At 53.2% G+C, this 24,696-nt stretch carries 15 protein-coding genes and 1 riboswitch; of the genes, 11 read left to right on the top strand and 4 right to left on the bottom strand.

What is annotated here, in order from left to right:
• Positions 1-386: 386 nt before the first annotated feature.
• Positions 387-1,361, bottom strand: coding sequence for a transcriptional regulator LeuO (gene leuO / locus BS640_RS01775; RefSeq protein ID WP_017489919.1), 975 nt, complete (start codon positions 1,359-1,361; stop codon positions 387-389).
• 584 nt (positions 1,362-1,945) lie between these two features.
• Between leuO and leuA the strand changes: the two genes are divergently transcribed.
• From leuA to leuD, 4 genes are read left to right on the top strand one after another with little or no spacing between them, the layout of a single operon-like run.
• Complete coding sequence (gene leuA, locus BS640_RS01770; protein WP_017489918.1) at positions 1,946-3,535, top strand: 2-isopropylmalate synthase; 1,590 nt, start codon at positions 1,946-1,948, stop codon at positions 3,533-3,535.
• A 2-nt stretch (positions 3,536-3,537) separates the two neighbouring features.
• Positions 3,538-4,629, top strand: coding sequence for a 3-isopropylmalate dehydrogenase (leuB, locus tag BS640_RS01765; RefSeq protein ID WP_038327480.1), 1,092 nt, complete (start codon positions 3,538-3,540; stop codon positions 4,627-4,629).
• Complete coding sequence (leuC, locus tag BS640_RS01760; protein WP_017489916.1) at positions 4,629-6,047, top strand: 3-isopropylmalate dehydratase large subunit; 1,419 nt, start codon at positions 4,629-4,631, stop codon at positions 6,045-6,047. Before leuB ends, leuC begins: the two co-directional genes overlap by 1 nt.
• The gene (gene leuD, locus BS640_RS01755) at positions 6,040-6,642 is read left to right on the top strand and encodes a 3-isopropylmalate dehydratase small subunit (RefSeq protein WP_017489915.1); all 603 of its coding nucleotides are present in this window, start codon (positions 6,040-6,042) and stop codon (positions 6,640-6,642) included. The genes leuC and leuD overlap by 8 nt, the downstream gene beginning before the upstream one ends.
• Before the next feature lie 43 nt (positions 6,643-6,685).
• On the opposite strand, the gene BS640_RS01750 is transcribed toward leuD, so the two are convergent.
• Positions 6,686-7,849, bottom strand: a complete 1,164-nt coding sequence (locus tag BS640_RS01750) for an MFS transporter (RefSeq protein WP_017489914.1) — start codon at positions 7,847-7,849, stop codon at positions 6,686-6,688.
• A 246-nt stretch (positions 7,850-8,095) separates the two neighbouring features.
• On the opposite strand from BS640_RS01750, the gene sgrR reads away from it, so the two are divergent.
• The 4 genes from sgrR (at position 8,096) to thiQ (ending at position 13,230) form a co-directional block, all read left to right on the top strand.
• Positions 8,096-9,757 (top strand): HTH-type transcriptional regulator SgrR, encoded by a 1,662-nt coding sequence (gene sgrR / locus BS640_RS01745; protein ID WP_017489913.1) that lies wholly within the window; start codon positions 8,096-8,098, stop codon positions 9,755-9,757.
• Positions 9,758-9,795: 38 nt separating this feature from the next.
• Positions 9,796-9,917, top strand: a riboswitch (TPP riboswitch).
• 55 nt (positions 9,918-9,972) lie between these two features.
• Positions 9,973-10,959 carry a thiamine ABC transporter substrate binding subunit gene (gene thiB / locus BS640_RS01740; protein ID WP_017489912.1) on the top strand — a complete coding sequence of 329 codons (987 nt, stop codon included), beginning with the start codon at positions 9,973-9,975 and terminating at the stop codon, positions 10,957-10,959.
• Positions 10,935-12,545 carry a thiamine/thiamine pyrophosphate ABC transporter permease ThiP gene (gene thiP / locus BS640_RS01735; protein ID WP_017489911.1) on the top strand — a complete coding sequence of 537 codons (1,611 nt, stop codon included), beginning with the start codon at positions 10,935-10,937 and terminating at the stop codon, positions 12,543-12,545. The genes thiB and thiP overlap by 25 nt, the downstream gene beginning before the upstream one ends.
• Entirely contained in the window at positions 12,529-13,230 is a 702-nt protein-coding gene (gene thiQ, locus BS640_RS01730) for a thiamine ABC transporter ATP-binding protein ThiQ (RefSeq protein WP_017489910.1), read from the top strand. Before thiP ends, thiQ begins: the two co-directional genes overlap by 17 nt.
• An 80-nt stretch (positions 13,231-13,310) precedes the next feature.
• On the opposite strand, the gene BS640_RS01725 is transcribed toward thiQ, so the two are convergent.
• Entirely contained in the window at positions 13,311-14,078 is a 768-nt protein-coding gene (locus tag BS640_RS01725) for a DedA family protein (protein ID WP_084911720.1), read from the bottom strand.
• Between the two features lie 361 nt (positions 14,079-14,439).
• On the opposite strand from BS640_RS01725, the gene BS640_RS01720 reads away from it, so the two are divergent.
• The 3 genes from BS640_RS01720 (at position 14,440) to rluA (ending at position 20,606) form a co-directional block, all read left to right on the top strand.
• Positions 14,440-16,836, top strand: a complete 2,397-nt coding sequence (locus BS640_RS01720) for a DNA polymerase II (RefSeq protein WP_084911772.1) — start codon at positions 14,440-14,442, stop codon at positions 16,834-16,836.
• A 189-nt stretch (positions 16,837-17,025) separates the two neighbouring features.
• On the top strand, positions 17,026-19,923 hold the full coding sequence (rapA, locus tag BS640_RS01715; protein WP_017494192.1) for an RNA polymerase-associated protein RapA: 2,898 nt from the start codon (positions 17,026-17,028) through the stop codon (positions 19,921-19,923).
• The gene (gene rluA / locus BS640_RS01710; protein WP_017494193.1) at positions 19,920-20,606 is read left to right on the top strand and encodes a bifunctional tRNA pseudouridine(32) synthase/23S rRNA pseudouridine(746) synthase RluA; all 687 of its coding nucleotides are present in this window, start codon (positions 19,920-19,922) and stop codon (positions 20,604-20,606) included. The genes rapA and rluA overlap by 4 nt, the downstream gene beginning before the upstream one ends.
• A gap of 97 nt (positions 20,607-20,703) precedes the next feature.
• Here the strand turns inward: rluA and BS640_RS01705 are convergent, their stop codons facing one another.
• Entirely contained in the window at positions 20,704-24,486 is a 3,783-nt protein-coding gene (locus BS640_RS01705; protein WP_084911718.1) for an inverse autotransporter beta domain-containing protein, read from the bottom strand.
• Positions 24,487-24,696 lie beyond the last annotated feature (210 nt).

The following is a 24,696-nucleotide window of genomic DNA, read 5'->3' as shown; positions in this document are numbered from 1 at the left end:
ACATAAAAAACCATATAACGGGTCGGCCATCTGGGGGAAATAACGAGGAAGGAAAGAATTACAGAGTTAAATTATGCCCCAGATGGACATAATTTTCTTAGCGCAATTAAGTGATCGGCATCACGATATAAGAAATAAGCAAGATCATTTCTCTTGATTTTTAACAAAATTAATGAATCTAGCCCCTCATTACTGAATCTCACTCCCTCTGTTAACAGGAAGAAGTGAGCCCAGAAGAAAGATTTCACGGCTTGCGAGGATAAGAAATTTCCGTCTGAAAACCTTAGTATAAAAATCTGCTAAAGCATAAACACCTAATATTAATCACTGACAATTCACTTTGTGCGCATTGTCCGTCACGCGAATCAATTAATAACCTGCACTCTTTATTCAAGCTCCGCACACTGCATTAACAAGTCTTTCATCCACAGATTTCCTTTATCTTTACTGGCAGACTCATGCCAGGATAAATAACTGGTTAACTTGTTGTTCATCCAGTCAAGTGTGTCTATTTTTAACGACAGCCGATGGGCGTTTTGCTCAGCCAGCCATCCAGGAACCAGAGCCAGCATCTGCGTCTGTGAGACTATCTCCATCACGCTGATGAGGCTCGCGCCCTGATAGCAGACTCTTTGCTGAGTTTCAGGGGTATTGTAATAAGGAGAGCTGAATGAGCAGTGATTGCTGAGCCTGACCACCGCGTGCTTCTCATTAAAGTAGTAGCACTCACTGCTCTGCTGCCCTATTCGCGGATGATTTCTGGAGGAAATAAGCACCAGCTCATCGTCGAACAACTTCTGATTATAAAAATCAGAACGTTCAATACCGCGATAACCAATGGCAAACTCCAGCTCCTGATAACGCAGCTGATTGTCCAGGTTTTCGTTAACCAGCGACTCGATATTAAGCGTCACGCAATGAGAGCGCTGGCTGAGGCGGCTAAGAATTTTTGGTGCCAGCAGGATATCGAGCGGGCTGCTAATAGTAATTGAGAATTGACGTCTACTGGTCTGTGGGTCAAACCCGAGGCCGGGCAGCTCATTGGTGACCAGCTGCAGCGCCTGGCGGATCGGACCATAGAGTTGGTGCGCCCTTGCCGTTGGCTCAATACCGCGCCCAGAGCGGACAAAAAGCTCGTCGCTGAACATATTCTTCAACCGTGAAACGGCGTTGCTCACCGCCGGCTGCGACATACCCAGCATTTGGGCCGCACGAGTAATATTCTGCAATTGCATAACGGCATCAAATACGGTTAATAAATTTAAATCCGCACGACGCAAATGATTGTCCTCGTGACGGGTTCGCAGAGTATTGTCGGGGATATTTTCATCCTGAGTTTTATCTAAAATAACGTCAGACATTGCGCCTCCCAAATTATAATATAAGCCCATTAAAACCAATGCGCAGAAAAAACCCTATTACCTGGCACGCGAATAAACAGCCTGCCAAAGACAATTAAGACTTAGTTCAATAAGCTAACCCAAAGCGCCATTTTCAAGCATGAGTAATTCCTGATTATCCGTTTTGTGAGCCCGAAAATAATGAGTAAAAGCTGATAATTTTCGAGATTCAACGCCTCCATCCGATCCACACCAACAATCGCACCAGATTTTTAGACAAAGGCAGAATTTTATTCCGCCTCACTCTCCCTCTCTGCTCTTTGTCATTTTGTGACTTCAAACATTCTTAAGTTGACATCAACTTCACATTCACGTATCAATTTAGGCCACAGGCAAAACGCCCCCCAAATACTGAGAAGTTGAAATACACATGTTTAAATTCACCCGTCTACTTGGCCTACTACTCAACGCAGATTCATTGCGCGGTATGCCAGTGGGTGAAAATCACAACTGATTTCAGCCTCCACAAACAGCAAACCCGCGCAAATGCGCGGGTTTTTTTTTATCCGCAACGCGCGAAAGTAACCCAGACAAGGAACACTAAGATGAGCGAACAAGTCATTATTTTCGATACCACGCTGCGTGATGGCGAACAGGCACTGCAGGCGAGCCTGAGTGTGAAAGATAAACTGCAAATCGCCATCGCCCTTGAAAGAATGGGCGTGGACGTCATGGAAGTCGGTTTTCCTGTTTCTTCTCCTGGTGATTTCGAGTCGGTACAAACCATTGCCCGTCAGATTAAAAACAGCCGCGTTTGTGGTCTGGCACGCTGCGTTGACGGCGATATCGACGTGGCTGCCGAAGCGCTGCGCGTTGCAGAAGCCTTCCGTATTCACGTATTTTTGGCCACCTCTACCCTGCACATCGAATCCAAACTGAAGCGTTCTTTCGATCAGGTGCTGGATATGGCGGTTCATTCGGTCAAGCGCGCACGCAACTATACCGACGACGTGGAATTCTCATGCGAAGACGCAGGCCGCACACCGCTGGACAACCTGTGCCGCGTGGTCGAAGCCGCAATTAAAGCCGGTGCAACGACCATCAATATTCCTGACACCGTGGGTTACACCACGCCTCACCAGTTCAGCGGTATCATTACCAATCTGTATGAACGCGTTCCGAACATCGATAAAGCCGTGATTTCAGTACACTGCCATGACGATCTGGGCATGGCGGTCGGTAACTCGATTGCGGCAATTCAGGCCGGTGCGCGTCAGGTTGAAGGCACGCTGAACGGTATTGGCGAGCGCGCAGGCAATACGGCGCTGGAAGAAGTTATCATGGCTATCAAGACCCGCTCTGAATACATGCAGGTCCATACCAACATCAATCACAAAGAAATCTACCGCACTAGCCAGATTGTCAGCCAGATAACCAACATGCCCATTCCGGGCAATAAGGCGATTGTCGGCTCTAACGCCTTTGCACACTCATCAGGAATTCATCAGGACGGCGTTCTGAAGAATCGTGAAAACTATGAGATCATGACGCCGGAATCGATTGGCCTGAACCAGGTACAGTTGAACCTGACTTCTCGCTCTGGTCGCGCGGCGGTGAAACACCGTATGGAAGAGATGGGCTATAAGGAATCCGACTATAATATGGATCACCTGTACAGCGCCTTCCTGAAGCTGGCCGACAAAAAAGGGCAGGTTTTCGATTATGATTTAGAAGCCCTGGTGTTTATCAACAAACAGCAGGAAGAGCCTGAGTTTTATCGTCTGGATAACTTCAGCGTGCAGTCAGGTTCAAGCATCACGGCCACCGCCTCGGTAAATCTGGCCTGCGGTGAAGAAATTCAAACCGAAGCGGCGACCGGCAACGGGCCGGTCGATGCCGTATATCAGGCGATTAATCGCATCACCGGCTATCAGATAGAATTAATCAAATATCAGCTGACGGCGAAGGGCCACGGCCGTGACGCATTGGGCCAGGTTGATATAGTTGTGTCTTACCAGGGGCGTCGTTTCCACGGCGTTGGGCTGGCAACCGATATTGTAGAATCTTCCGCGAAAGCGATGGTGCATGTGCTGAACAGCATCTGGCGCAGCAAACAAGTCGAGATAGAAAAACAGCGTCTGCAAAGCGATCGTATTACCCAGACTAGCAAACAAAATAATCAGGAAACGGTGTGAACATGAGTAAGACCCATCATATTGCTGTATTACCCGGTGACGGAATTGGTCCGGAAGTTATGGCTCAGGCCTATAAAGTGCTTGAGGCAGTGCGCCAGCGCTTTGGTTTGAATATCACGACCCGTGAATACGACGTGGGTGGCGCAGCCATCGACAACCACGGTACTGCGCTGCCAGCGGCAACCGTTGCCGGCTGTGAACAGGCAGATGCAATTCTCTTCGGCTCCGTTGGCGGTCCAAAATGGGAACACCTGCCGGCAGACGAGCAGCCTGAGCGCGGCGCTTTGCTGCCGCTGCGTAAGCATTTTAAGCTGTTCAGCAACCTGCGTCCGGCACGCCTCTACCAGGGGCTGGAAGCGTTCTGCCCGCTGCGCAGTGACATCGCCGCACGGGGTTTCGATATTCTGTGCGTCCGCGAGTTAACCGGCGGCATCTATTTCGGTCAGCCTAAAGGCCGCGAAGGTCAAGGTATGCATGAAAAAGCCTTCGATACCGAGGTTTATCACCGTTTTGAGATTGAACGTATTGCCCGCATCGCCTTCGAATCGGCACGCAAACGCGGCAATAAAGTGACCTCCATCGATAAAGCCAACGTGCTGCAATCCTCAATCCTGTGGCGCGAAGTGGTCAGCGAAGTAGCGAAGGATTTCCCAGACGTCAGCCTGACTCACATGTATATCGACAATGCGACCATGCAGCTGATTAAAGACCCGTCGCAGTTTGACGTGATGCTGTGTTCCAACCTGTTCGGCGATATCCTGTCCGACGAATGCGCGATGATCACCGGTTCAATGGGCATGTTGCCTTCTGCCAGCATGAACGAAGAGTCATTTGGTCTGTTTGAACCTGCTGGCGGCTCCGCGCCGGACATCGCCGGTAAAGACATTGCCAACCCGATCGCCCAAATTCTGTCTGCCGCACTGCTGTTGCGTTACAGCCTGGGTGCCGAAGACGCGGCCACGGCAATCGAACAGGCAGTTAACAAGGTTCTGGAACAGGGTCATCGTACCGGAGACCTGGCGCAGGGCGGTCAGGCCATGGGAACCAATGAAATGGGCGACATCATTGCGCGTGTTGTTGCCGAGGGGGCGTAATGTCCAAAACGTTATATCAAAAATTATTCGATGCGCACGTGGTGTTCGAGGCTGAGAACGAGACGCCACTGCTGTATATCGACCGCCATCTGATTCATGAAGTCACCACTCCGCAGGCCTTTGACGGTCTGCGGGCGATGAATCGCGGCGTGCGCCAACCGGGTAAAACCTTCGGCACCATGGATCATAACGTTTCAACTCAGACCAAAGACATCAACGCTAGCGGTGAAATGGCGCGAATTCAGATGCAGGAGTTAATCAAGAACTGCGCTGAATTTGGCATCGAATTATACGACCTCAAGCACCCTTATCAGGGCATCGTCCACGTGATGGGCCCAGAGCAAGGCCTGACCCTACCCGGCATGACGCTGGTGTGCGGCGACTCGCACACCTCGACCCATGGCGCGTTTGGTGCATTGGCGTTTGGTATCGGGACTTCAGAGGTTGAGCACGTGCTGGCAACGCAGACGCTGAAACAGGGCCGCGCGAAGACGATGAAAATCGAAATCGTTGGTGATGCGCCTGTCGGTATCACGGCGAAGGACATTATTCTGGCAGTGATCGGTAAAACCGGCACCGCCGGCGGTACCGGTCACGTCGTGGAATACTGTGGTCCAGCGGTCGAGGCGTTGAGCATGGAAGGTCGTATGACCCTGTGTAACATGTCGATTGAGCTGGGCGCAAAAGCCGGGCTGGTGGCCTCCGACGCGACCACCTATGCCTACCTGAAGGGCCGTAAGTTTGCCCCTAAAGGTCAGGACTGGGACGACGCCGTCGCCTATTGGGAAACCATGAAGTCCGACGCCGACGCGACGTTTGATCAAGTTGTCACGCTAGATGTGGCCGACATTGCCCCTCAGGTCACCTGGGGCACCAATCCCGGTCAGGTGATGGGCGTCAACCAGACTATCCCTGATCCTGCCTCTTTCAGCGATCCTATTGAGCGCGCTTCCGCTGAAAAAGCCTTGGCTTACATGAACCTGAAGCCGGGGATTAAGCTGACCGACGTGGCCATTGATAAAGTATTTATCGGATCCTGTACCAACTCGCGCATCGAAGACTTGCGTGCGGCCGCCGCCATAGCCAAAGGCCGCAAGGTCGCCGCTGGCGTGCAGGCAATTGTGGTCCCTGGGTCTGGCCCGGTGAAAGCACAGGCAGAGGAAGAAGGTCTGGACAAAATCTTCATCGAGGCCGGTTTTGAATGGCGTTTGCCAGGCTGCTCAATGTGCCTGGCGATGAACAACGATCGTCTGAATCCAGGCGAACGCTGTGCCTCGACCAGCAACCGTAATTTCGAAGGCCGTCAGGGTCGCGGCGGACGCACGCATCTGGTGAGTCCAGCAATGGCGGCGGCAGCGGCGGTTAGCGGTCATTTTACCGATATCCGCGAACTGAACCAAGGAGACGCGCGTGGTTAAATTTATCACCCACACCGGTCTGGTCCTGCCGTTGGACATTGCTAACGTCGATACCGACGCCATCGTGCCAAAGCAGTTCCTGCAAATGGTCACACGCGTTGGCTTTGGGCAGTTCCTGTTTTACGACTGGCGCTATCTCGAAGGGCAAGGCTATACCCCAAACCCTGATTTTATTCTGAATAAACCTGAATATCAGGGTGCCAGCATATTGTTGGCACGAGAAAACTTTGGCAGCGGCTCCTCACGTGAGCACGCGCCGTGGGCATTGACCGATTATGGTTTCCATGCGGTCATTGCTCCGAGCTTTGCCGACATTTTCTATAACAACTCGTTTAACAACCAGCTGCTGCCGGTGACGCTCAGCGAAGAGCAGATCGACGAGCTGTTTACATTAACGAGAGAAAATGTAGGCATTAGCGTCGAAGTCGATCTCGAAAATCAGGTAGTCAGAGCCGGAGGGAAAGAGTATGCGTTTGTAATCGACAGCTTCCGCCGCCACTGCATGATGAACGGTCTGGACAGCATCGGCCTGACCCTTCAGCACGAAGAAAGCATCTCGGCCTATGAGAAAAAGCAGCCGTCATTCATGAAGTAATTGAACCAGTTAGTACTAAACTCTTAACCCGCTGCGAGGCGGGTTAAACATTTTTAACCCTCGTCATCAGCACCAATGCCCCAACCGCTAGCGCTAATGCCATCCAATAAACCTGATAATGCCCAAAGTTCTGCACGATAGTGCCTTGAATCACGCCCGCTAAAATTGCTCCGGTCGAGATACTGTTGGTGAACAACGTGGTGGCAGAACCCGCCCTGCCGGGCATCAGATCCTGAAAATAGAGCATCCCGATCCCGGCGATAATTCCGATGAAAATGGCGTTAAACAGCTGGAGGATCATCAGCGCGGCCTTAAACTGGAAAAGCACCAATCCGAGATAGAACAGAATGCCAAATACGGCCGCGCACAGCATCAGGCGGCGTTTTCCGGTGCGCTTGACCAGATAACCTGCAATCAGCATCACCGGAATTTCAAGCCCTGCCGCCGCCCCCATCAAAAGACCCGCAAGCCCCTCGGGCAACCCAAGATCTGAAGTGATATACAGCGGCATATCAATGATGTACATAATATTGCAGGTCCACATCAGTAAAGAGGCAAAGAACAACAGGCGGACGTCGCGGTTTTTCCATGCGCTGACGTGTACCACGACCTTATCGACCGGTTGCTCGATTCGCCCGACGGAAGGCAGGAAGAACCACACCATCAACGCACTGAAAATAAATACGCCAGCGGCGCAGAGATACATCAGTGTAAAGCCGTAGTTCAGCGCCAGCGTGAAGGAAATCGGCGGCCCCAGCACCCAGGCGAGAGACAGCGTCGCACGCATCATCGAGCTGAACATCACCACTTCATGGGCAGATCTGTCGGCATATTCTCGCGCCAAGGCGAACAGCTGCGGCATGGAGGCGTTGCCGATGGCGGCCAGCAAAACGCCGACGCTGATAAGCACCAGATAGTCGCGGCTGTAGGCAAAAATCAGGCTGTTCCCAATAGCCATCAGGGTGCAAAAGAACAGCAATTTTCGACGATCGCCCTTCTTATCCGAATAGTTCGCCAACAAAAAGCTGATAACGATCCCGCCCAGCGCATTCACGGTATAGAACAACCCGACCCACAGTGGCCTGACTTTCACCTCGTTGGTCAGAAAAAGGCTAAGCGTAGGCGCCTGAAGCGCTCCGGCAATACCCGTTAAAAAGGAAACCAGCAGAAATGTAGCGAAGATAATCGACAAGCGGCGAGAAGACATAAACCATCCCTGATTGCGGCAAAGCGGAAGAGTGAAATACCCCGTTTAACTCAAAGACTAAGTGAGGAACAGAAAAAAACCAGTGAGAGAACCCACTGGCTGGCGACGTTTCACCATTACTCAGAAAACTGTTTACCGGCCGCGAAGCTAGATGCATCACGGCACAGGACTGTTTGATGACAGGGATTATGGGCGTAATATGAGGAAAGATAAATTGATGAGTTTTATGACAGGAGTTCCTCTTTTATGTCCTCACCTCGCTTGCAACAGCAGTTCCTGCGACTGTGGCAGCATTGCCAGGGTCAATCCGCAGAGACCACGCTACAGTCGCTGTCGGAGGCCATTAACTGCTCACGTCGGCACATGCGATCGCTGCTCGGCAGCATGCAGAATGAGGGCTGGATAAACTGGGAAGCTGAATCGGGAAGAGGTAAAAAATCGCGACTGACGTTCCACCTTACCGGCCTCGCGCTCCAGCAACTGCGGGCCGAGGAGCTGATCGAACAGGATCGGGTGGACCAAGTGGTACAGCTGGTTGGCGACAAAACGCTGGTGCGACAGATGCTGCTTTCTCAGCTCGGTCGCCGTTTTCGCCAGGGTAAACATATACTTCGTGTACTTTACTATCGCTCGCTGCCTAACCTGTTGCCGGGCTCGATGCTAAGACGTTCTGAGACGCATCTGGCGCGACAGATCTTCAGCGGCCTGATTGGCATAAATGAGGAAAACGGGGAACTACGAGGGGATATCGCCCATCATTGGCAATCTGTTACCCCGCTTCACTGGCGCTTTTATTTACGCCCGGCGATTCATTTTCATCACGGTCGAGAGCTGGAGATGACCGATATCATCACCACCTTTGCCCGTTTAAAACACCACCCGCTGTTCACTCACTTTTCACGGGTCGAATCGCCAACGCCAAACGTCATCGATATTCATCTCCGCCAGCCAGACCACTGGTTGCCCTGGCTACTGGGCAGCGTACATGCGCTTATCCTGCCGCAGGAGTGGGCGTCACTGCCTGATTTTGCCCGTCACCCCATAGGCACCGGCCCCTATGCGGTGGTGCATAATCAGCAAACGCAGCTGAGGATCCGTGCCTTTGATGAGTATTTTGGCTATCGGGCGCTGCTCGATGAGGTCAACATCTGGGTACTGCCGGAGCTGACCGAGGAATTAGTGCACTCTGGCGTTCAACTACAGGCTGACGATACCGCTAACGATCAGCTTGAAAGTCGACTCGAAGAAGGCTGCTACTTTGTGCTCTTCGACCAGCGTTCTCCGGCGGGAAGCAATACTATGCTGCGGGAATGGCTGTGTGAGGTGATTAATCCGATTGCGCTGCTCAATGCTTCTGCTCCTGCGTATCAACGCTATTGGTCACCGGCATACGGATTATTGCCGCGCTGGCACCATCGACGCCCCCAGCTACAGCAGCCAAAACCGATAGATATTAAAGAACTCACCCTCACCTTTTACAGCGATCACTCAGAGTATCAGGACATCTGCCAGGCGCTCGCCCCGCTGCTGGCGGCACACGATGTGAAGCTCAACGTGCAGATAGTTGATTACGCTACCTGGCATCGTGGGGAGGCAAAGAGCGATTTGTGGCTCGGCAGCGCCAACTTTACCCTACCGATTGAGTTTTCGCTGTTTGCCACCTTGTTCGAGCTACCGCTGATGCAATTTTGTCTCGGTGACAGGCTTGAGAATGCGGCGCAGAAATGGCGTGCCGGTGAACTGCCACTGGCGGAATGGACGCAGAAACTGGTCAACGGCGGACACATTCACCCTCTGTTTCACCATTGGCTTTTGCTACAGGGACAGCGCAGCATGCGCGGCGTAAGGATGAATACGCTGGGTTGGTTCGACTTTAAATCTGCCTGGTTTGCGCCTCCTGACGCATAAACCCGCTTTCAACCCATTAACTTAATCTCTACAATAGCGCGTTCTCAACGGGGTGCTGATTCACGCTTTTCGCTACGGCGAAGCGGGGAAGAGGCTGAGAAAAAACCCGTCGAACCTGATCCGGTTAATACCGGCGAAGGGATTTGAGAGTGCATCCCGCTGACTCAAAGTCCTTTGCCCCCCCTATTTTTCTTTAGGTAAAGTTGGAGTGCAAAGTGTTTAAAAAATTACTGCCCTGCCTGATGCTTGTCGCCGCACCGGCGCTGGCCGCCAAGCCTGTTCTGACCGTTTACACCTACGACTCCTTCTCTGCCGACTGGGGCCCAGGTCCGGCCATCAAGAAAGCCTTCGAGGCCAACTGTGGCTGTGAACTGAAATATGTCCCGCTGGAAGACGGCGTCTCGCTGCTCAATCGCCTGCGTATGGAAGGAAAAAACAGCCCGGCTGACGTGGTTGTGGGTCTGGACAACAACCTGCTGCAGGCTGCGGAACAAACCGGTCTGTTCGCCAAACCGGCGGTCGACAAGACTGCGCTGGACATCCCGGGTGGCTGGAAAGACCGCACCTTCGTGCCATACGACTACGGCTACTTCGCCTTCGTGTATGACAAAAACAAGCTGAAGAATCCGCCGAAGAGCCTGCAAGAGTTGGTCGACAGCCCGCAACCGTGGACAATTATCTACGAAGATCCTCGCACCAGTACCCCAGGTCTGGGTCTGCTGCTGTGGGTACAAAAAGTCTACGGCGATAAAGCGCCTGAGGCCTGGCAGAAGCTGGCCAAGAAGACCGTGACCGTCACAAAAGGCTGGAGCGAGGCTTATGGCTTGTTCCTGAAGGGCGAGAGCTCCCTTGTGTTGAGCTATACCACCTCTCCGGCTTATCACATCATTGAAGAGAAAAAAGATAATTATGCGGCGGCCAACTTCAGCGAAGGCCAATACATGCAGGTTGAAGTTGCCGGCCAGTTGGCTGCCAGCAAACATCCTGAACTGGCTGCAAAATTTATGAAATTTGTCACCAGTCCGGGCTTCCAGAATGCGATCCCAACAGGCAACTGGATGTATCCTGCGGTCAAAACGCCGCTGCCGGCAGGATATGATGCCCTTATCGTGCCAGCTATTTCGCTTCAATACAGCGCCAAGACCGTCGCTGAAAACCGCAGTAAATGGACTCAGGCATGGCAGAACGCCGTCAGCCGCTGATCCCTGCCTGGCTATGGCCGGGTGCCATAGCCGCACTGGTTATCCTGCTGGTTGCCTTTTTGGCGCTGGGGTCGCTGCTGCACCACGCACCGGCGCTGGCGTTCAGGTCAGTCTGGCAGGACAGCTATCTCTGGCACGTCATTCGCTTTACCTTCTGGCAGGCATTGTTGTCGGCGCTGTGTTCCATGCTTCCTGCTATTTTGCTGGCGCGAAGTCTTTACCGCCGACGTTTTCCCGGCAGGCAGTGGCTGCTGCGTCTCTGCGCCATGACGCTGGTCCTGCCGGTGCTGGTTGCGGTGTTTGGTATTTTGAGCGTCTATGGCCGCGAAGGATGGCTTTCTCAGCTGTGTGCCCTCATTGGCCTTCCCTATCGCTTCTCACCCTATGGGCTACAAGGCATTCTGCTCGCCCACGTATTTTTCAATTTGCCACTGGCGACGCGATTGCTGCTGCAATCTCTTGAAAATATTGCCATTGAACAACGCCAGCTTGCCGCGCAGCTCGGCATGAACGGCTGGCAGCAGTTCAGGTTCGTAGAATGGCCCGCGCTGAAACGCCAAATATTGCCTGCGGGTGCGCTAATTTTTATGTTGTGCTTCGCCAGCTTTGCCACCGTGCTCTCACTCGGCGGCGGCCCGAAGGCCACCACCATTGAGCTGGCTATTTATCAAGCACTTAGTTACGACTATGACCTCGGCCGCGCCGCGCTGTTGGCGCTCATCCAGCTATTTTGCTGCCTTGGATTAGTGTTGCTCAGCCAGAAGCTGAGTCAAGCTCTGCCGGTGGGTCATACCCACGCGCAGCGCTGGCGCAATCCGGACGACTCTCTGCTGCGCCGAGTGTTTGATACTCTACTGATTACTCTCGCGTTATTGCTTATCCTGCCGCCGCTGCTCGCAGTAGTGCTTGGCGGAGTAAATGCTTCACTGTTAAACGTGCTGCAGCAAGACGCACTCTGGCAATCGCTGTGGATGTCGGTGCGCCTCGCCGCAGGCAGCGGCCTACTCTGCTTGTTGCTGACCATGATGCTGCTATGGACCAGTCGAGAACTGCGATTGCGGCAGCGTCATCAATGGGGCCAGAGCTTTGAGCTTTCCGGCATGCTGATTCTGGCGATGCCCGGTATCGTTCTTGCCACCGGCTTCTTTCTGTTGCTTAACGACACCGTCGGGCTGCCACAGTCACCATGGGCGCTGGTAATTTTGACCAACGCATTGATGGCTGTCCCCTACGCCCTTAAGGTGCTCGAAAATCCGATGCGCGACGTCGCCGAACGCTACACCCAGCTGTGCCTCTCGCTTGATATGCGCGGCTGGAACCGACTGAGATGGATTGAACTCAGCGCGTTGAAGCGCCCAATGACACAGGCGCTGGCATTTGCCTGCGTACTGTCGCTGGGTGATTTCGGAGTTATTGCACTGTTTGGTAATGAAAATTTCCGCACACTGCCTTTCTATCTCTATCAACAGATGGGCTCCTATCGAAGCCAACAGGGGGCCGTCACAGCGATGCTGTTACTGTTCCTCTGCTTCTTGCTGTTTACTCTTATCGAAAGACTGCCGGGCCGCCATGCTGACACTCAATAGAGTCACTTACCTGTTTGATAATCTGCCGATGCGCTTTGATCTACAGATCAATGCCGGCGAACGTGTGGCTATTCTTGGCCCAAGCGGTGCGGGTAAAAGCACCCTGCTAAGCCTGATTGCCGGCTTTCTTAGACCAGGACGCGGTGAGATTGAGCTTAACCAGCAGGACCATACGAGCACGCCACCGGCCAAACGGCCTGTCTCGATGCTGTTTCAGGAAAATAATCTGTTTTCCCATCTGACCGTGCGCCAGAACATGGGCCTGGGGCTGCACCCAGGTTTGAAACTCAATCAATCGCAGAAGCAAGAACTCGAAGCATTGGCACAACAGGTTGGGCTGGAAGAGTGCCTGGACAGGTTACCCTCGCAGCTTTCGGGCGGACAACGCCAGCGCGTTGCCTTAGCGCGCTGCCTGCTGCGCAGCCAGCCTATATTGCTGCTGGACGAACCCTTCTCGGCGCTAGACCCGGCACTGCGCAGCGAAATGCTGACGCTGCTAGATAACGTCTGCGACCAACGGCAGCTGACCTTGTTAATGGTGTCCCACAATCTCGATGACGCAGCACGAATAGCAGAACGCACACTGCTGATAGTCGATGGCCGGGTTGACTACGACGGCCCAACACAGGCGCTGGTAGACGGCACCGCCTCCGAAGCAGCGATACTGGGGATCGTCAATAAATAATCCTCTCAACGCCACATCAGTAAGTAATTCAGGCGAGACGCCGCAGCCAACGAAGCTACAGCATCAAGGACGAAGTGGGGTTAGCGGGTGATGACTTTATAGAGTAGATGCGCGTAAATCGGCATCAGCGGCTGCTTACTCAACATATAAATACTCACCGCTGTTGCGACGAGGCTGATGATGCTTACCCAACGCAGGCGCGCTAGCGGCAGCCACTTCGAGACGGCATCGGCTTGCACCTTTTCGGAACGTATCCAACGCCACACCAGCCAGGCACTTAACCAAATCAGCACAACGGTAATGAACAACGCCCATTTAAAGACCGTGCTGCTGTGGCTGTGAGGAATATCTATCGCTACTCCGGCCAGAATACCTGGCAAAAAATAAACCGGGGGCCAGGTGATACAGCCGACAATATTTGGCGGTGCAAATTTCAGTGGCGGCAGGTTAAGCATCCCCGCCACCAGCGGCACCAGCGGACGCGTTGGGCCAATAAAGCGCCCCAAAATTACGGTCGCAAAGCTATGCTGCTCAAGTGCATGTCCCGTTTTGTCGAGCAATGCCTGATAGCGTTTCAAAAACGACCAGTTGTGCAGCGGCCCTTTGAATCCACGCCCAATAAAGTATGACGTCCAGTCACCAACGAAACATCCAAGTCCTGCTGCCAGCCAGGCTTCATATAGACCCACTTGTCCGCTGCCAATGAGGGTGCCCAGCGTTGCCATCATGACCGTGCCCGGCAGCAGTAAACCCACTAGTGCCAGCGACTCGAAAAACGCCACAACAGAAACAAGGATAAGCGCGAAACCCACGGACTGAGCGACCAAATGTTGTAGATAGGCTTCCATAAAATTCCAGTGTTAAGGTACGCATCAGGCGTACAGCAAACCTTTAATGACTTCAGGTAAATCAAGGTTGAAGACTGTCGACTCACAACAGGCGGTTGACTCTCTGTGAGGGGATACAGAAGTTTACCCGACACAGCTTAAGCGAAAATGAAAGAGGCTGAATTGTCGGTAAATGGTTAAGACGAGTCAACCCACTAATTGTATGTGCATTTAATCCTTCCCTTCTGCATTGGCCCTTATCGCGTATCTTAACAACGGGAACTGTATAAATAACCATGCTATATTTAACGCTTACAGGTTTTGCTCAGCCAGCCCCTTTCTCTTCAGACTGAAGCATCCATCGTTATTGACTGAGGTCGTTATCAACCACGTCGCCGCGCAAAAAAATCAGCAAACTCAACCACGTCAGGGTTTTGTCCTCACTCGTCACTGGCGGGACACCCCACAGGGCACAGAGGTCGAGTTTTGGCTGGCCACGGACCAAGGCCCGCAAAAGGTTAGACTCCCCCCACAGGAGTCGGTGGCCTTTTTGCCGTCGGAACAGCGGGCCAGAGCCGAGCAGCTGCTCTTTGCAGAGAAAGGTTATGACCTACGTCCTCTGCCGCTCAAAGATTTCCACCTGCGCGATGTGCTAGGCCTCTATTGCCGCGGGCATCGCCAGTTGATGCGCATAGAGAAAACCCTCAAAGACGGTGGCCTCACGCTCTATGAAGCCGACATTCGACCGCCTGAACGATTCCTGATGGAGCGCTATATCACCGCCCCCGTCTGGTTTAGCGGCACTCCGGGTCAGGATGCCATGCTGCTAAACACCCGAATGAAGCCCGCCGAGGCCTACCGACCTAGCCTGAAACTCTGCTCGCTAGACATTGAAACCAGCGGCAACGGTGAACTCTACTGCATCGGGCTGGAAGGCTGTGGCCAGCGGCAGGTTTACATGCTGGGGCCTCCCAACGGCACGCCCGACGCCAATGCCGACTTTACGCTAGAATACGTCGACAGCCGCCCGCAGCTGCTGCAAAGGCTTAACGACTGGCTCCAGTTGCATGACCCCGACGCGATCATTGGCTGGAACGTGGTGCAGTTTGACCTGCGCGTGCTGCAAAAGCACGCCGAGCGGTATCAAATCCCCCTGCGTTTTGGGCGTGATGGCAGTGCGCTTGAATGGCGGGAGCACGGCTTTAAGCAAGGGCACTTCTTTGCACAGGCCACTGGCCGACTCATCATCGACGGCATTGAAGCATTAAAGTCAGCGACCTGGAACTTCCCGTCATTCAGTCTGGAATACGTCTCGCAAACATTACTGGGTGAAGGCAAAGCCAGCGACAACCCCTATCAACGACTGGCCGAGATTGAGCAACGGTTTCAGCAAGACAAACCGGCACTGGCTCACTACAACCTCAAGGACTGTGAACTGGTAACCCGAGTGTTTGCCAAAACGGAGCTGCTTTCCTTCTTGCTTGAGCGCGCGTCAGTCACCGGTCTGGCCGCAGACCGCAGCGGAGGATCGGTGGCAGCATTTACCCATCTTTATCTGCCGCGAATGCATCGTATCGGTTACGTTGCACCGAATTTGGGAGAGAGGCCGGAAGAAAACAGCCCCGGCGGATTTGTGATGGACTCTCGCCCAGGATTGTATGACTCTGTTCTGGTGCTGGACTATAAAAGCCTGTATCCGTCAATTATTCGCACCTTCCTGATTGACCCTGTAGGCCTGATAACCGGGCTTGCACAACCCGACGATGAGCATTCTGTTCCCGGTTATCGGCAGGCGCGTTTCTCGCGCACGCAGCATTGTCTCCCGGAGATAGTCCGCCAAATCTGGCAGGGTCGTGAGGCGGCCAAAAAACAGAAAAACTTGCCCCTTTCACAGGCTCTGAAAATTATCATGAATGCGCTTTATGGCGTGTTAGGATCCAGCGGATGTCGCTTCTTCGACCCGCGGCTTGCATCGTCGATCACCTTGCGCGGTCACGACATCATGCAGCAGACTCGTCAGCTGATTGAGGAAGAGGGTTATCAGGTTATTTATGGTGATACCGACTCTACCTTCGTATGGTTGAACCGCGCTCATCAGGCAGACGAGGCCGACGAGATTGGCAAACGGCTGGTTGCCAAGGTGAATGCCTGGTGGAAAATGCATTTAGGGCAGGAGTTAGGGCTAGAAAGCGCACTCGAGCTGGAGTTTGAAACTCACTACCAACGTTTTTTAATGCCCACCATTCGTGGCTCTGAACAAGGCAGCAAAAAGCGCTACGCCGGTTTGGTAAAAGATGCCGAAGGCGAGCATATTGTTTACAAGGGCCTCGAAACGGTACGCACAGACTGGACGCCGCTGGCACAGACCTTCCAGCAGGAGCTTTATCAGCGCATTTTTCATCATCAAGGCTATCAGGACTATATTCGTGATTATGTCAACCGCACGTTAAGCGGTGAATTTGACCCACAGCTGGTCTATCGTAAACGCCTGCGTCGACGCCTGACCGAATACCAGCGCAACGTTCCGCCGCACGTTCGCGCCGCTCGACTTGCCGATGAATACAATCAGGCCCAGGGTCGGCCGATGCAGTATCAGAACGGCGGCTGGATAAGCTACGTGATGACCACCTCGGGCCCGGAACCGCTGGAAAATCGTCAGTCCCCCATCGACTACGACCACTATATTGAGAAACAGCTCGAACCCGTTGCTGACGGCATACTGCCTTTTCTGCAGGACGATTTTACTACACTGATAACGGGACAAATGGGATTGTTTTAGCCAGAAGGCGCAATGAAAGGTGACGAATGGCCTACCTTCAATTAACATAGCGCCCTTTCCCATTTCTTATCTAACCTCACACATTTAAAGACTCCACGCCTTCCAGGCGGGGAAAGAAAAGCTATTACATAAAGTTTAGGGGCTCAGCCCTACGGCCCGACACACAGACACAAAGCACAGAGAGACATTATGCCCTTTACACTTGGTCAACGCTGGATCAGCGATACGGAAAGCGAATTAGGTTTAGGTACTGTCGTCGCGGTGGACGCGCGTATGGTGACCCTGCTTTTCCCCGCTACTGGTGAAAACCGCCTGTATGCCAGAAATGATTCCCCAATCACCCGTGTAATGTTCAACCCGGGCGATACCATCAGCTGTCATGAGGGATGGCAGCTGAAAGTTGAAGAAGTGGTTGAGGACAAAGGTCTGCTGACCTACCTGGGGACGCGTCTGGATACCGAGGAAGAAGGTGTCGCGATGCGTGAGGTCTTGCTCGACAGCAAGCTGACCTTTAGCAAGCCTCAGGACCGTCTGTTTGCCGGTCAAATTGACCGTATGGACCGTTTTGCGCTGCGTTTTCGTGCGCGTAAGTATCAGCGCGAGCAGTTCCGTCTTGAGTTTGGCGGCCTGCGAGGTATGCGCGCCAGCCTGATCCCACACCAACTACATATTGCTTATGAAGTGGGTCAGCGCCATGCGCCGCGCGTACTGTTGGCAGACGAAGTCGGTCTGGGCAAGACCATCGAAGCCGGGATGATAATCCACCAGCAACTGCTGTCAGGCCGCGCCGAACGCGTGCTGATCGTCGTACCTGAGACCCTGCAACACCAGTGGTTGGTCGAGATGCTTCGCCGCTTCAACCTGCGTTTCTCTCTGTTTGATGACGACCGCTACGCGGAATCTCGTCACGATGCGACCAACCCGTTTGAGTCCGAACAGCTGGTCATCTGCTCCCTGGACTTTGTGCGCCGTAACAAACAACGTCTGGAAGAACTTAACGACGCCGAGTGGGACATGCTGGTCGTCGATGAAGCCCACCACCTGGTGTGGAGCGAAGACGCGCCAAGCCGCGAATACATGGTGATTGAGCAGCTGTCGCAGACTATCCCTAGCGTACTGCTGTTGACCGCAACGCCTGAACAACTGGGTCAGGAAAGCCATTTTGCTCGTCTGCGCCTGCTGGACCCGGATCGCTTCCACGACTACGAAGAGTTCGTGGAAGAACAACAGCAATATCAGCCTGTTGCTGATGCCGTCACTCTGCTGCTGAACAAGCAGCCGCTGACGCCAGAAGCGCTGGCGCTGCTGGGCGAGAGCGTAGGCAATGCCGACGTCGATGCCCTGCTGACCGCGGCCAATAAAGGCGATGAAGACGCCGCGAAGAAGCTGGTTGCGATGCTGATGGACCGCCACGGCACCAGCCGCGTGCTGTTCCGTAACACGCGCAACGGCGTTAAAGGCTTCCCGGACCGCCATCTGGAATCCATCAAACTGCCTCTGCCAACTCAGTATCAGACGGCGATTAAAGTGTCCGGCATTATGGGCAGCAAGAAGACGCAGGAAGCTCGTGCGTTAGACATGCTCTACCCTGAGCAGATTTATCAGGAATTTGAAGGCGATAACGCGACCTGGTGGAACTTCGACCCTCGCGTCGAGTGGCTATTGGGTTACCTGACCGCCAACCGCGACAAAAAAGTGCTGGTTATCTGTGCCAAGGCAGCCACCGCGCTCCAGCTGGAACAGGTGCTGCGTGAGCGTGAAGCCATCCGCGCTGCGGTATTCCATGAAGGTCTGTCGATCATTGAACGCGACCGCGCAGCCGCCTACTTTGCGTCAGAAGAAGACGGCGCACAGGTGCTGCTGTGTTCTGAAATCGGCTCCGAAGGCCGTAATTTCCAGTTCGCCAGCAAGATGGTCATGTTTGACCTGCCGTTTAACCCGGACCTGCTTGAGCAGCGTATCGGCCGTTTAGACCGTATCGGCCAACAGAACAACATAGAAATCATGGTGCCTTATCTGGAGCAAACCGCTCAGGCTATCCTGCTGCGCTGGTTCCACGAAGGCCTTGATGCGTTCGAACACACCTGCCCAACCGGCCGCACCATTTACGACAGTAGCTACGAGCAGCTGATTGGCTTCCTGGCAACGCCTGCGGAACAGGAAGGTCTGGATGAGTTCATCCTCGCCAGCCGCACCCAGCACGACGCGTTGAAACTGCAGCTTGAACAGGGCCGCGACCGCCTGCTCGAGATGCACTCCAACGGCGGCGAACCGGCTCAGGCACTGGCAACCGCGATTGCAGAGCAGGACGACGACGTAAACCTGGTGAACTTCGCGCTCAATCTGTTTGATATCGTGGGGATTAACCAGGAAGACCGTAGCGATAACCTGATCGTTCTGACGCCATCAGACCACATGCTGGTGCCTGACTTCCCGGGTCTGCCGCAAGACGGCTGTACCGTGACCTTCGATCGTGAGCAGGCTCTGTCGCGTGAAGACGCACAGTTCATCAGTTGGGAACACCCGATTATTCGCAACGGCCTGGATCTGATCCTCTCCGGCGATACCGGCAGCTGTGCCGTTTCATTATTGAAAAACAAGGCACTCCCGGTTGGTACACTGCTGGCCGAGCTGCTTTACGTGGTGGAATGTCAGGCCCCTAAGCATCTGCAGTTAACCCGCTTCCTGCCGCCAACGCCGGTACGCATGTTGATGGACCGTAAGGGCACCAATCTCGCGGCGCAGGTTGAGTTTGAAAGCTTTAACCGTCAGCTGAATGCAATAAATCGCCATAACTCAAGCAAGCTGGTGAATGCCGTGCAGCAAGACGTGCATGCCATGCTGCAACAGGCTGAACCGCTGGTTGCTGTAGAAGCACAGGCGCTGATTGAAGCCGCTAAAGTTGAAGCCGACCAGCAGTTGACGCTCGAGCTGGAACGCCTGAAGGCGCTGAAAGAAGTGAACCCGAACATCCGTGACGACGAGCTGGAGTCGATTGAATCTAATCGCCAACAGGTGCTGAACAGTCTTAACGATGCGAGCTGGCGTCTCGATGCCATTCGCCTGATTGTGGTGAGCCATCAATGATAACGCCACCACCGTCTAACATTCTGCCGCTTGAGAACTATCATCCGCCGACCGATCCCTGGTTGTCGGTGCTGTTTCAGGATGAACATCTGATGGTGGTGAATAAGCCCAGCGGACTGCTCTCAGTCCCTGGCAAAGCGGCCGAGCATCATGACAGCCTGATGACTCGTATCCAGCGCGATTATCCTGTGGCCGAGTCCGTGCATCGCCTCGACTTGTCGACCAGCGGCGTGATTGCCGTAGCGTTGACGAAAGAGGCCGAACGCGAACTCAAGCGTCAGTTCCGTGAGCGCGAGACCAAAAAAGCCTACATTGCGAGGGTTTGGGGGCACATGGCAGAAGACTACGGCATTATCGATTTGCCGCTTATCTGCGACTACCCTAATCGTCCGAAGCAAAAGGTTTGCCACGAGACCGGCAAGAAGGCCCTGACACAGTATGAAGTGTTGTCGTGGGATACAGACGGCACCACACGCGTGAAGCTGCGCCCGGTGACCGGCCGTTCTCATCAGCTGCGTGTACATCTGCTAGCGCTGGGTCACCCGATTTTGGGCGACAAGTTCTATGCGCACCCCGAGGCACTGGCAATGGCCCCGCGCCTTCAGCTGCACGCACAGGAATTATCGATTTATCATCCGATAACCGATGAGCCGATGACATTCAGCTGCGAGCCAGATTTTTAATTTATCCGCTCAGCCTATTGATTCAGTAAAGATAAAAACGCCGTGCTCAATGACACGGCGTTTTTTTAGTTGAAACGTAAAGTACGGATAATACAAATCACTCCATTTTGACACGGTCGGTTACGCTTCCCCAGTCTACCGAATCATAGCCATCTGGGCACAGCGCGGCGCTAAGCGTCCAGGTACCACGCATAAGAGTAGCGCCTCCTGTTTCCTCCCCATTCAAATCCGTTGTACCTACATAGCCATCATTCTGGTCGACACCGCCGAATCGCCCCGAAGTTCGGAAACACATTTTTGCGTTTGCAACCGGTTTCCCGGAGGCATTGGTGAACCTTGCCTTCCATCTATAATCGTCTTTAGCAAAGGGACCACCCGCGTTAAGCGTATAGTCATAGGTCAGCTTGATATTGGCTTTGCCATTCAAGCCCTGCACCACTGGGCTTTTCTCTGTGCATTTCCAATCGCTCTTTAACCCGTACTCGTCCGTTATCATGGCACAGGAAAAAACACGTTTACCGATATCCTCTTTTTTCAGCGTATACCATTCACCGTTTGCTCCGGCAATTTTGCTGGTTTTCGATTCGTCGGAAGCATCAGCCTGGTACCACAGATATTCTGTCAGGCTCAACTGTGCACCTATTGGCGATCTACGTAAGGAATAATTCTGTACCCTTTTACCTTGCACATATTCCTCAGGTCTATCCGCTGACGGTGACAGGCTTGGTAGAAGCTGAAACTCGGGACGAACGCTCTTGACCACATGCACATATATCGATTTCTGCGGAGTATTGCGCGTATTGGCCTTCAGCGGGTATGAGTCAATCATGTCCGGCTTTCTGGGCGATTTCACATAGACCCTGAGCCTGCCATCGCTGCCGGTTCTTCTGTCTGACGGGGTGGTTGAGAGAGGCAGTCGACCGTCAAGGTCAAGCTCGACCAGACGGTTGGCCACCGGTTTTCCCGCTTTATCTTTAACCTCAATGATAAATTCTGCATCTCTGCCATCCTCATCGGCGTACTGATAAAGAGGACTCTCTGTGAAGATTTTCGCGACCTCGGCCCATTGTTCAAAACTGACCTTTTTAGATTTACCCACGGTGCCTTTGGTTTTAGCCTTAATTTCGAAAGTGCCTTCGCCTTGGCTTTTGGCGTAAACAATCAGCTTACCGTCTTTTGTCGTCATACCCTTGACCGGATCGGTACGCACATTAAGAACTTTGCGATCAAATTCCAGCTCGACCGGCACGCCAGCAGCCATTTGTCCCTGGCTATTGGTGACTGTCACCACCGTAATGCTGTCGTTATCGGTAAAAACGTCATCCGATCCCGTGGACTGCGCCTCAAATGCAGTGACCGAGACAGGCAATGTGAAGTGGACTGGCAACGCCTTTGTACTGCCATTTGCCGTTTTTGCCATGAGAGTGACATCACCGGGCACAAGGCTGGTGACCCTGGCGGTCGCAAGCCCTTTTTCGTTGGTGAAAGTATTCTCAGTGATATCCAGATTTAGGCCACTGAAAATGACTTCAATATTATTAAAAGGATTGCCCTGTAAATCGTTAACCAACGCCTCTACGTTAAGGGACTGCCCCACCAGCCTACTGTCACCGTCAGGTGCAGTCAGGCTGGTAATCTGTGCCTCAAGCGGCGAGATAAAGAAATGGACTAACAACGCCCCTCTAATGCCGTTTTCCGTCTCTGCCGTGAGAATGACATTACCAGGGGCATGACTGCTGACCCTGGCGGTGGCAATACCTTTTTCGTTAGTGGGGGTTTCATCAGTGATATTTACACCAGGGCCACTGAACGTGACTTTAATATTACTGACAGGTTTATCCTGTGAATCTTTAACCAACGCCTCTACGTTAAGAGACTGCCCTACAGGCCTACTGGCACCGTCAGGAGCAGTCAAGCTGATAATGTTTTCCTCAACGGGCGCGATAAAGTGGACTTCCAACGTCTGTTGATTGCCGTTTTCCATTTTTGCCATGAGAGTGGCATCACCGGCGACAAGACTGCTGATCCTGGCGGTGGCAAACCCTTTTTCGTTGGTGGGGGTTTGAGCAGTAATATTCAGACCTGGGCCACTGAACGTAACTTTAATATCACTCACAGGATTATCCTGTGAATCTTTAACCAACGCCTCTACGTTAAGAGACTGCCCTACAGGCCTACTGGCACCGTCAGGAGCGGTCAGGCTTTCTATTTTCGCAGGCACGACGTTGTCTTTAAGCATGACATCAACAGAAAACAGACTCTTGTCGTCAAGGTTCGACTGGATTCGTACCTGTCCCGGCGTCATACCCGCCGTGATAATGGCCTTGTAAATGCCGGACTGTTGATGTTCGGTAAATTCGCCAAGATGTACGATTTCGCTCGACGAGGTCAGAGCCTGCACGATCTCTTGCAGTTGTAAGGTGACACTTTCGCCGCTTAGCGCTTTATCGTCTTCTCCTCGCAGCGTTACCGTGGCTTCTGCGGTGCTGTTCCCGTTGGCAACCAAGGTGGCGGGGATGATAGAAAATGACGATTTCTCCAGGCTTAGCGCTCGTCCATTGACGATGACTGTCGTATAGGCAGGTGCAGAGGCGTTGCCCTGATTGTCGTGTGCGACAGCGCTGATAACGTAGCGGTTTTCTTCAGTCGCGCCAAACGGAGGCAGCACCAGTTTCGCTGTCGATACGTTGCTGGTCAGGCTGCCGCCCGCGGATGTCAGGGTAGATGCGTTCCATTCAACACGGGCCAGGCCGAGTCGTGCCTGGGTCTGCGCGACAATCGACACTCCCTCGTGGCTGTTTCCTTCAATACTCGACGGCAGTGAAATGGAGAGCAGATTCTTTTTGCGATGGTCGAGGACAATACGGTTATTACGAGAGACGAGATCGTAGCGTCCGCCCTGTAACGAGCGCATAGCAGCGACTTCAGAAGGTTCGAAATGTGCCTCAAGGGAGCGCCCAAAGTCATAGTTCATCATCATACCGATGGTGGAGTTATTTCCCTGCGCACCGAATCGATGACCTAACTCAAAGGTCAAAAGCGGCACTGGGGTCCAGCTAGCGCCAAGGCTCATGGCCTCAGGATTGCTTTGCAACGTCTCGCGGCCAAACAGCGCAACGTTGTTGCCGTAATATTTCTCGTACTTAACTTTCGCGCCGAGCGAAGGATAAACAGGCAACCAGCCCGAGGCCTCGAGATCCCAGCCATTGGCCGGACGTTCATCGTATTCCACAAGGTCTCGCGACGGATGCCAGCTGCTAATACGAAAATAGCCGTTGGCAGACAGGCGCAGATTATCGCGCCACCATTCAACGCCCGCTCCCCAGCGACGATTCTTGCCCGTCAGGTCATTATCAAAAAACAGATTCCCACCGGTCATCCACTGGTCACCGAAATAGCGGCTACCCAGCCCAAGGTTCAGCGTTTGCCGACCGTCTATCCGCCGAATTCCCCATTGACTAAACATCAGATGTTTTTGTTTATCATCGATAAATGGGATCAACACGTCGGCGGCTATCTCGCTCTCGGAGGCCCCGAAGCTGCTCCCCAGGCTGACGCGCGAAGACCCCCCCATGAGATTCAGCCAGTTTTCGGCCTGTTGTCCCGCCAGGCCTGTCGCTACCCCCTGAGCGTAACCACTCAGCAGTTTGTCGCCAGATTGACTCTCGAGCGATCCAAACTGCCCCCCTAATGCGGAGAGATGTTGCGCCGCCAGGGCTTCATGGCTTTCTCGCGTAGCCTGTTCATTTTGGCTCATCGCAGGCTGTTGCAGAGTGGGTAATTCGGCGTTTGCCGGCAAGACGAGCAGAATGACGAGCAGCCTTAAAAATACCCGAAAATAAAAAAGCCCCTGACGAAGCGTGTTAGTGCCTGTATCCATAATCTAAAGTCCCTTTTAACTTTCCCGAAGAAGAGGGGAATGAGCGATGTGAGGCGTTGCACCTCAAGCGCCGTAGAAGGGTCAAGTTATGTCGAAGAAATGAAATAAGATAGTTCTAATTATTTAATAAAAAAACCATATTAAACAATAGTTAACGAGTTATTTAATGTTTTTTAACTGACATTCTCTAAGCAAAGAAAATTCAATGCC

It is taken from the genome of Rouxiella badensis (assembly GCF_002093665.1).
Taxonomy (GTDB): Bacteria; Pseudomonadota; Gammaproteobacteria; order Enterobacterales; family Enterobacteriaceae; genus Rouxiella; species Rouxiella badensis.
Note: the sequence above shows the minus strand (reverse complement) of the source record. Positions and strands in the feature narration are given on the sequence as shown.